General features: G+C 57.6%; 9 protein-coding genes. 8 read left to right on the forward strand and 1 reads right to left on the reverse strand.

Features of this window, described 5'->3' with window-relative positions; all coding sequences use genetic code 11:
• Nucleotides 1-772 precede the first annotated feature (772 nt).
• The 8 genes from lfgF (at nucleotide 773) to AACR93_RS02960 (ending at nucleotide 7,820) form a co-directional block, all read left to right on the forward strand.
• Complete coding sequence (gene lfgF, locus AACR93_RS02925) at nucleotides 773-1,507, forward strand: lateral flagellar basal-body rod protein LfgF (RefSeq protein WP_033115413.1); 735 nt, start codon at nucleotides 773-775, stop codon at nucleotides 1,505-1,507.
• An 82-nt stretch (nucleotides 1,508-1,589) separates the two neighbouring features.
• Nucleotides 1,590-2,375, forward strand: coding sequence for a lateral flagellar basal-body rod protein LfgG (gene lfgG / locus AACR93_RS02930; RefSeq protein ID WP_033115412.1), 786 nt, complete (start codon nucleotides 1,590-1,592; stop codon nucleotides 2,373-2,375).
• Complete coding sequence (gene flgH / locus AACR93_RS02935; RefSeq protein WP_033115411.1) at nucleotides 2,375-3,046, forward strand: flagellar basal body L-ring protein FlgH; 672 nt, start codon at nucleotides 2,375-2,377, stop codon at nucleotides 3,044-3,046. The genes lfgG and flgH overlap by 1 nt, the downstream gene beginning before the upstream one ends.
• Before the next feature lie 8 nt (nucleotides 3,047-3,054).
• Nucleotides 3,055-4,161 carry a lateral flagellar basal body P-ring FlgIL gene (gene fgIL, locus AACR93_RS02940; protein ID WP_043852235.1) on the forward strand — a complete coding sequence of 369 codons (1,107 nt, stop codon included), beginning with the start codon at nucleotides 3,055-3,057 and terminating at the stop codon, nucleotides 4,159-4,161.
• A gap of 8 nt (nucleotides 4,162-4,169) precedes the next feature.
• Complete coding sequence (locus AACR93_RS02945) at nucleotides 4,170-4,568, forward strand: rod-binding protein (RefSeq protein WP_043852236.1); 399 nt, start codon at nucleotides 4,170-4,172, stop codon at nucleotides 4,566-4,568.
• Nucleotides 4,568-5,887, forward strand: coding sequence for a lateral flagellar hook-associated protein LfgK (lfgK, locus tag AACR93_RS02950; protein WP_043852237.1), 1,320 nt, complete (start codon nucleotides 4,568-4,570; stop codon nucleotides 5,885-5,887). The genes AACR93_RS02945 and lfgK overlap by 1 nt, the downstream gene beginning before the upstream one ends.
• Before the next feature lie 10 nt (nucleotides 5,888-5,897).
• Nucleotides 5,898-6,797 (forward strand): lateral flagellar hook-associated protein LfgL, encoded by a 900-nt coding sequence (gene lfgL, locus AACR93_RS02955; protein WP_041210158.1) that lies wholly within the window; start codon nucleotides 5,898-5,900, stop codon nucleotides 6,795-6,797.
• Nucleotides 6,798-6,818: 21 nt separating this feature from the next.
• Nucleotides 6,819-7,820, forward strand: coding sequence for a hypothetical protein (locus AACR93_RS02960; RefSeq protein WP_043852238.1), 1,002 nt, complete (start codon nucleotides 6,819-6,821; stop codon nucleotides 7,818-7,820).
• Between the two features lie 70 nt (nucleotides 7,821-7,890).
• On the opposite strand, the gene fliB is transcribed toward AACR93_RS02960, so the two are convergent.
• On the reverse strand, nucleotides 7,891-9,054 hold the full coding sequence (gene fliB / locus AACR93_RS02965) for a flagellin lysine-N-methylase (protein ID WP_043852239.1): 1,164 nt from the start codon (nucleotides 9,052-9,054) through the stop codon (nucleotides 7,891-7,893).
• Nucleotides 9,055-9,169 lie beyond the last annotated feature (115 nt).

The raw sequence follows: 9,169 nt of genomic DNA on the forward strand, positions 1-9,169 counted from the left end.
GAGATGTGTATAAGAGACAGCCTGAAGGCGGATGCCAGCGTGATCGATCCGGCTCTTCACCCCTTCGATCCAGCCAAGTCAGACAGCTTCAGCTACTCCCAATCCAGCAAGATCTATGACTCGCTCGGGGTTGAGCACACCGTCACCCAGTATTTTGTCAAAACGGCACCCAATGAGTGGGCCGTGCATTACACATTCAATGGCACTGATATCACCCCTGCTGGCGGGGCCAAGATGAAATTCACCGCTGACGGCAAGCTGGATACGGGGGCTTCGACCATTCCAGCCAATTTGGCGCTGGCACCCGCGGGCGCCTCTCCAATTGCTCTGCAACTGGATATGAGCCGAGTCAGTCAGTACGCCTCCGATTTCAATGCCACTCGCAACCAGTCCAATGGCTATACCGCGGGCGATTTGACCGGTGTTCGGGTGGATGCCGATGGCGGCGTCTTCGCCACCTTTACCAACGGTCAGAGCCTGAAGCAGGGGCAGGTGGTGATGGCCAACTTCGCCAATCCCAACGGTCTGCTGCAGACCAACAACACCACCTGGCAGCAATCCTTCAGCTCGGGTCAACCGGTGCTGGGTGCGCCGGGGACCGGCACCATGGGTCAGCTGACGGCAGGGGCCTACGAGAGCTCCAACGTCGACCTGACCGGTGAGCTGGTCAGCCTGATGACCTCCCAGCGTAACTATCAGGCCAACGCCAAGACCATCAGCTCAGCTGACAAGATGACCCAGGTTCTCTTCAACTCCTTCTAAGGGCTGACCCGTGGAAAAGCTTATCTATACCGCCATGTCAGGGGCGCAACATACCCTGATGGCCCAGCAAATCCGGGCCAATAACCTGGCCAACGTCAACACTGCCGGCTTTCGTGCTGATTTCGAGCGGGTGTCAGCCTATGCCCTGAGCGGTGATGGTTACCCCAGTCGGGTCATGGCTCGCGAAGAGATGGCCGGCACCGACTTCAAGCCGGGTGCGCTGATGCAGACCGGGCGCAAGCTGGACGTGGCCATTCGCGGTGAAGGCTTTATCACGGTGCAGACCGCAGATGGCAAAGAGGCCTACACCCGGGCCGGCAATCTGGAGAGCGATGCAGACGGGCTGTTGACCCTCAACGGTCGTCCCGTGTTGGGCGATGGTGGGGAAATGGTACTTCCTGCCTATCGGGATCTCAGTTTTGGCAAGGATGGTTCGCTCAGCATCACGCCGCCCGGTGGCGGTGCCCGTCTCGACGTGGGACGCCTCAAGCTGGTCAACCCGGATCCCGCCGAGCTGGTCAAGGGGCAGGATGGCCTCTTCCGCCTCCGGCAGGGTGGGGATGCCGAGACCAGCGAGCAGGTCGTACTGGCCTCCGGTTTTCTGGAGGGGGCGAACGTGAATGCGGTCGACGAGCTGATCAGCAGCATGTCGCTGACCCGCAACTTCGAGCTGCAGGTCAAGCTGATGAAGACAGCGGACGAGCAGGCCAGACAAGGAGCCCGGCTGATTTCCGGTCAGGGTTAATCATGAACGGGACGAGCAGTTTGGTGCATCGTCCCGCTGAGAGGTGCTTCGGCATCCGAATGAATCAGGTGGAGAGACAAAGATGCATGCAGCACTTTGGGTAAGCAAAACGGGCCTGTCGGCCCAAGATGCCAAGATGGCCAGCATTTCCAACAACCTGGCCAACGTCAACACGGTTGGTTTCAAGCGTGATCGGGTTGCCTTTGAAGATCTGTTCTATCAGGTGCAGCGTCAGCCGGGGGCACAACAGGATCAGCAGAACCTCTCGCCCATCGGCATCCAGATGGGTAACGGTGTGCGTGTGGTCGGTACCCAGAAGGTCTTTACCCCGGGTCAGTTCCAGAACACCAACCAGGAGCTGGATATGGCCGTGGTCGGTGCAGGTTTCTTCAGTGTCGAGCGCCCCGATGGCGAGACTGCCTACACCCGCAATGGTCAGTGGCATCGCAATGCGGAAGGGATGCTGGTCAACGCCGATGGTCTGCCGATGCAGCCGCAGATCCAGATCCCGGACAACGCTACCAAGATCTCTATCGGTACCGACGGTACCGTGAGTGCCACCTTGCCGGGTCAGCAGGAGAATGTGGAGCTGGGACGCATCACCCTGACCAACTTCTCCAACCCGGCCGGTCTCGAGGCGCTCGGTGGCAACCTCTATCGCGCGACCGGTGCATCCGGTGAAGCCATTGAAGGGGTGCCCGGCGAAGAGGCGATGGGGGCCATCAAGCAGTTCACGCTGGAGAGCTCCAACGTCAACGTGGTGGAGGAGATGGTGGACATGATCACCACCCAGCGAGCCTACGAGATGAATGCCAAGGTGGTCTCTTCCGCCGACCAGATGCTCAAGTTTGTCACTCAAGCGCTGTGATGATGAAGATGATGTGGCGTTACCTGTGGGTCGTGCTGTTGCTGGGTGGCTGCGCGACCTATGAGCTCAAGGCTCCGGAGCCGGGCGAGGAGAAGTGGGCGCCTTCACGGCCCATGCAGTCTGCCTCGGCCCGGGGGGAAGATGGCAGTCTCTATCGTGGCGACTACATGATGACCCTGTTTCAGGATCGTCGCGCCTATCGTATCGGCGACATTCTGACCGTGGTGCTGGAAGAGCGTACCCAGTCGAGCAAGAAAGCCAACACCAGCATGAGCAAGAACAGCAGCATGAATGTGCCAGCCCCTTCCATCGGTGGCAAACTGCGTCCTGACTGGGGGGCAACCCTCAGTGCCGACCGGGATTTTGATGGCGGTGCGACATCCAGCCAGCAGAATACCCTGGCCGGTTCCATCACGGTGACGGTGGCCGAAGTGATGCCCAACGGCGTGCTCGGTATCCGCGGCGAGAAGTGGATCCGTCTCAATCAGGGTGATGAGTACATCCGTCTGGGCGGCATGGTGCGGGTTGAGGATATCGACCAGAGCAACCGTATCTCGTCCCAGCGCATCGCCGATGCCCGCATCACTTATGCCGGCCGAGGTGCGCTTGCCGACAGCAACCAGATGGGTTGGCTGGGGCGCTTCTTCAGCTCCGCATTTGCACCGTTTTGAGGTCTTACATGAACAGATGGGTTATCGCCCTGCTTTGCCTCTGCCTGCCATGGTGGGCGAATGCCGCTCCTGCCGCCAAGCGGTCACTGCTTGATATTGCTGATGTGCAGGGGATGCGCACCAACCAGCTGGTGGGTTACGGTCTGGTGGTGGGTTTGTCCGGCACCGGCGACAAGAGCCAGGTGAAGTTTACCGGTCAGTCGATGGCCAACATGCTCAAGCAGTTTGGCGTACAGCTGCCGGATGATATCGACCCCAAGCTCAAGAACGTCGCTGCGGTATCTGTGCAGGCAACCCTGCCGGCACTGGCTGGCAAGGGGCAGCTGGTGGATGTAACCGTCACCTCGATTGGCGATGCCAAGAGTCTGCGTGGCGGTTCGCTGCTGTTGACCCCCTTGCGCGGTATCGATGGTGAAGTGTATGCGGTGGCACAGGGCAATCTGGTGGTGGCCGGGGTAAAGGCCGAGGGGCAATCCGGCTCTTCGGTGACCATCAACGTACCGACGGCGGGGATCATTCCCAATGGCGCCATCATTGAGCGGGAAGTTGCCAGCAATTTTGCCGACAAACCCGAAGTGACGCTCAATCTGCATCAGCCCAACTTCAAGACGGCCCGCAATGTGGAGCGGGCCATCAATCACCAGCTGGGGCCGGTTGCCAAAGCGGTCAGTGCTGGCCGCATTCAGATTGCAGCCCCCCGTGACGAGAGCCAGCGCATCTCGTTCATGGCATTGCTGCAGGACGTGCAGGTCGACATGGGGCAGGAGCGACCCAAGGTGGTATTCAACAGCCGTACCGGTACCGTGGTAATGGGGCAGGGGGTCAAGGTGCACAAGGCGGCGGTCAGTCACGGCAGCCTGACGGTGACCATTGGCGAGAGCCAGACCGTCAGCCAGCCCAATCCCTTCTCCAACGGACAGACCACCACGACCCCCAACTCGAAGATCCAGGTGGATCGCGAACGAAACAACATGTTTGTCTGGCCTGATGGCACTTCGCTTGAGGTGATCGTCAAGGCCGTCAACTCGCTTGGGGCAACGCCCGATGATGTTATGGCCATTTTGCAGGCGCTCGATGAGGCTGGTGCCCTCGAGGGAGAGCTGGTGGTCATCTAAGGATCTTTATGACCCGAATAACTTCGGAACCTGGTTTCTATCAGGATCTCAATGAACTTCAGCAGATCAAGAGCAACCCGGATCAGCGTGCCGCGCTCGATGCCGTAGCCGGTCAGTTCGAAGTGAGCTTTCTGCAGACAGTGCTCAAGCATATGCGCTCGGCCAGTGATGCCCTGCAGGATGAGGATGACAAGCTCATCAAGGGGCAGGATCTCTATCGCGATATGTATGACAGTCAGCTGGCGATGAGCCTGGTCAAGCGCGGCGGGATCGGCCTTAAAGAGCAGATGGTCAGTCAGTTGGCGCCGACATTAAAGAATGCCGACCAGGCGGTCGCTTCAGAATCACAGACCCTGACTGCCTTCAGTCAGCCTCTGAACACGGCAAAAATGAGGAAAGGTGACTGATGTCTCTGCTCAATATCGGTTTTAGCGGACTCAACGCGGCACAGATCGCGTTGAATGTGACCGCCCAGAATATCGCCAACGTCAATACCATCGGCTATAGCCGTCAGGAGGCCATGATGGGCAGCCTGTCCGGTTTCGGCCGGCTGGATAATGGCCAGGGGGTAGAGGTAACCGGTGTTCGCAGGATCACGGATGAGTATCTGGTTTCCCAGCATTGGCGCAGCCGCTCTGCGACCGGGGCCTCCTACTCGTTCCATCAGTACATCAATACCACCGAGCAGCTTCTGGGCAGCGAGTCGATGAACATCGCCAAGGGTCTGGACAGCTTCTTCGCCTCACTGAGTGCGGCCCTCGACAGCCCGGAAACACCGGCCCAGCGCAGCCAGATAGTGAGCTCTGCCGGTGCATTGGCGAACCGCTATGGCCAGCTGAACGAGAGCATGATGACTCAGGAGAAGCAGATCGACGATCAGCTGAACAGCACGGTTTCTCAGGTCAACAGCTATCTCAAGCAGGTTGCCGAACTCAATACGCAGATTAGCGAGCAGGCCTCCAAAGGGGTCAATACATCGGCCCTGGAAGATAGTCGTGAGCAGATCGTGCGCGAGCTTTCCACTTATATGGAAGTGAGGGTCAACCGGCAGAGCGATGGTTCTTTCTCGCTAAGTCTGCCTCAGGGGCAGCCGCTGGTACTGGCTGGCAGCAGCAGTACGCTCTCGCTGGCCGGTGACAAGCTCAGCCTCAGTTTTGGCCCGCAGACTTTCGAAGTACCCGCTCTGCATGGCGGTACTCTGGCCGGAGTGATTGATTACCGTGTCAATGTGTTGCGCCCGCTGCGCGACGAACTCAACCAGATGGCAAAGAAACTGGCAGATGACTTCAATGCCAAGCAGGCCGGTGGTGTTGACCTTAATGGTGACCCGGGCAAACCCCTGTTCAGTTACGACCCGCTCAACCCTTCCGGGACCCTGAAGATTGCCGATGGCTTTACCGGCGATCATCTCGCTTTTGCCAAGGCCGGGGGCGGGCAGGGCGACAACCGCAATTTGCAGGAGATCATCACCATCAAAGATGGCCAGTATGACGCCTACAGCGCTCTGCTTGGTCGGATAGCGGTGCAGAGCGGACAGGCCAAGGCGACCATGCAGGCTGATGCCAATATGGAGAAGCAGCTGGCTACCAAGCTGAGCAGTGTCAGCGGGGTCAACACCGATGAAGAGGGGGTCAAAATCATGGCATACACCAAGGTCTATCAGGCCAATGCCAAGGTGATTAGTACCTCGGATCAGCTCTTCAATTCCATCCTGAACATGTTCTGACGGAGTGACCATGCGCATCAGTACCAACCAGATCCAGCTCAGCATGCTCGATAACCTGCAATACGGTTTCGGCGAGTATGCTCGCCTCGATCGCCAGATCTCCTCAAACAAGCGCATTCTGCAGCCTTCGGATGATCCGGTGGGTAGCGTGCAACTGCTTGGACTCAAGAAAGAGCAGGTGGCGATGGAGCAGTATCAGAAGAACATCGCCAACGCCAAAAGCCAGCTCTCTCAGGGTGAAATCCAGCTGGAGTCCATGACCAATATGCTGATGCGGCTGCGCGAACTGACCCAGACCGCGGCAACCGGCTCCTTGTCGGAAGATGATCGCCGCGCCATCGCGACTGAAGTCGGAGTCATCAAGGAGGGGCTGTTCGATCTGGCCAATGCGCGCAACGAGAGTGGCTCCAGCCTGTTTGCGGGTAGCCAGGTCAATCAGACCACACTCGTGAAAAATGCCAGCGGTGATTACGTCTATCAGGGTGATGCTCTGGTGCGTGAGGTCAGCATCGCCAAGGGGGTCACGGTCGGTCTCAACCAGACGGCAGACAAGCTGTTCATCGACAATGGCGATTTCTTCAAGCAGCTCGATACCATGGTCGCTGCGATAGAGAGCGGAGCACCCGATGCAGCCGATCAGGCGCGCAGCATGCTGGATCGCAGCAAGGTGCTGCAGGACGATATCAGCCAGATGGTGAGTACCATCGGCGCTCGCATGAACCTGCTTGATCAGGTCGATGAGGGGCATACCGAGAAGGGGACCTATAGCAAGGAAGTGAGCAATCAGATAGAGTCCCTCGACTATGCCAGTGCCGTTACCCAGCAGGCCCATGTGCTGATGGCCTTGCAAGTGCAGCAGCAGGCATTTGCCAAGGTTAACGGATTGAGCCTCTTCAACTACATGCCATAACGTCAGGCGCAAGGAGTCATGATGCAGATTCAGCAAACCCGTTCGGGCGGTGTGGCCGAGACGCCCGCTCAGCCCCGGCTGCACGGACGCTTGACTGCTCAGGACACATCCCGACCGGCAAAAAAAGTTGAGCGCCAGCCCAATATTGTCCGGCTCGATCGCTGGGCACTGATCGGGACAGCCCAGCAGCGAATTGCCCATGCTCAGGGCGGTGAGCTGGCATTGAGCCAGGTCTGGGGCGAGCTGAAGCGGCTGGAACAACAGCTGGGTCAGCATCGTGAGGCCGGCGGCGATCTGGTGACACGTCTCAAGCAGCTGGAAGACAAGCTCACCCGGCCACAAGCGCCCCTGACCTCGGAGTTGAAGCCGCGTTTGTTGACCTCGGCCGCCGAGAGCCGGGTTCATTACAGTGCCGATCGGCTCGATCTGCTAAGTCCCAAGGCAAGTGCCGAGCGTCTGGTGTTCTCTTTCCCGCAAACCGCTAGTGCCGTCGAGGTGACCCTACCTGCAGGAGCCAATGAGGCAGATGTTGCATCCAGGCTCGATCGGGCGCTGCGCAAAGAGCACATTCAGGCGCGTCTCAACGAGTTGGGCAAGCTGGAACTGAGCGTTCCGGAGTTGCATCGGCGCAAACTGGACGAGCCTGTTCTGCTTAGTGGGGAAGGCATTCGCATTCCGGCCGGAAACCCTGTTCCGGTGCAATTCAAGGCAAAGCCGGGGCAATTGACCCAGTTGGGCGAAGGTATCGACAAGGGGGAGTTGCGACAGGAGCAACAGCGCCTGAGAAGATTGCTTGGGGAAATCGAACAATCTGTGCGGGAGCTGAAGCAGTTCCGCCAGCGGATGGTCAAGCAGCTCGATCGGGTCAAGGCGCGTAGCCAGAACATGAAGCAGCAGGAGCTTGAGCAGCTTCAGGGCAAGCTCAGTGAACAGCTAAAGGATGGCGGTTTCATGGGAACCATGTCTGGTCTGCTGGCTCAGGCCAATGTATCGCGCCAGAATGTGGTGGCACTGCTCACATAAGGGACGACGCGCTACATTAACGCCAAGATGGAAAAAGAGACCGCCAGCGACATGCTGGCGGTCTCTTTTTTCAGGGTTTCAGTAAGGCGTACAGAGTGAGATCGGACGAAAAACCGGAGGTGCTAAGTCCCTCTTCTATGGTCTTGAGAAAGTTCGGGTTGTGCTGGCGTATGGTGTGATAGCTGTAGAAAAGATCGATGACATCCTGTTCTTCCAGCTCCTTGTCCATGGCCAGCAGACACAGGTAGTTGCGCAGCAGGAAGTAATCGATCACCAGGAGCTGATAGGCCTGGAAGGGCGTAGTCTGCTGTACTGGAAAGTTGTTGTTGTAGACGTAATAGAGCAGGTAGTTGTTGAGAATGTGAGGTCTTGTGGCCAGAAAGGGGGCTACCTTGTTGTTCCAGGCTTGTTGCAGCAATGCCAGCTTGCCTTCGTCATAAACGCCCTCTAATACCTGGTTTATTTTGTCGAGGCAGAACTGCATGGTCGGCCGGCCACGTCTTCCCTGTGAATATGCAAGGAGCTGATGGGTGATCGTTCTCAGTCCCCACCACTGCAATGTGGGCATGGAGGGCAACTGTTCGAACATGGCGTGAAGTTCCCCCTGCTCGGCCATTACCGCTACCTGCTCGAGAAATGCTTCGTGCGACAAGGAGGTTGCATCCCGATGAAGCAGCAGTCCGATAAGCCATAGGCGCAGTTCGATCGGGAGATCGGTGGTTGTCAGCACGTGGATGCTCAGACTATGCAGGGTTGCCATGGCTGTGGACGGCGGCGTGGTAAAGGGGAGAAGCTGCCTGAGCTGGGTCTCCTCAGTCTGCATTGCCATTGGGTCTAGCAACAGGTGCCGGCAGACCTCGGGACAGGAGAGAACCAGAGATTTCTTGAGCTGGTTGGCGAACCGGGTTTGGGTTCTGGGGTAGGTCTTGCAAGTCTGGCTGAGTGCATCTGGCCCTGCCTTGCCGTGGATCTGACACAATCGTTTCTCGTCAAGAAAAGGGCAAGCTCCCTGCTCGTCAAGGGTTATGACTCCCCACTGTTCATTGCTTTTCTTTACTTTGCGGATGTGTTGTTTGCTCAGCGATTGTATTACGGGATCCGGGTGTTTTTCGTAACTGCGGAACGTCGCTTTATCGATACTGATGGTCCAGCTATGACAGCAGTTGTCTTTGCAGCCATCTCCAATGCATTGAAATTGCGTGACAAACCGAGGGGTATATAGAAATGCTGCCATGTCGCTTTCCGATAGTGAAGGATTGCAATTCAAAGCAATAAACATGCCTATAAATTAATCTGGTGAGTTTATCACGGCCATTCCTATCCATTGAGCCGGGAATTCAGATAATAAG

This window comes from Aeromonas sp. L_1B5_3 (assembly GCF_963866575.1).
Lineage (GTDB): Bacteria > Pseudomonadota > Gammaproteobacteria > Enterobacterales > Aeromonadaceae > Aeromonas > Aeromonas jandaei.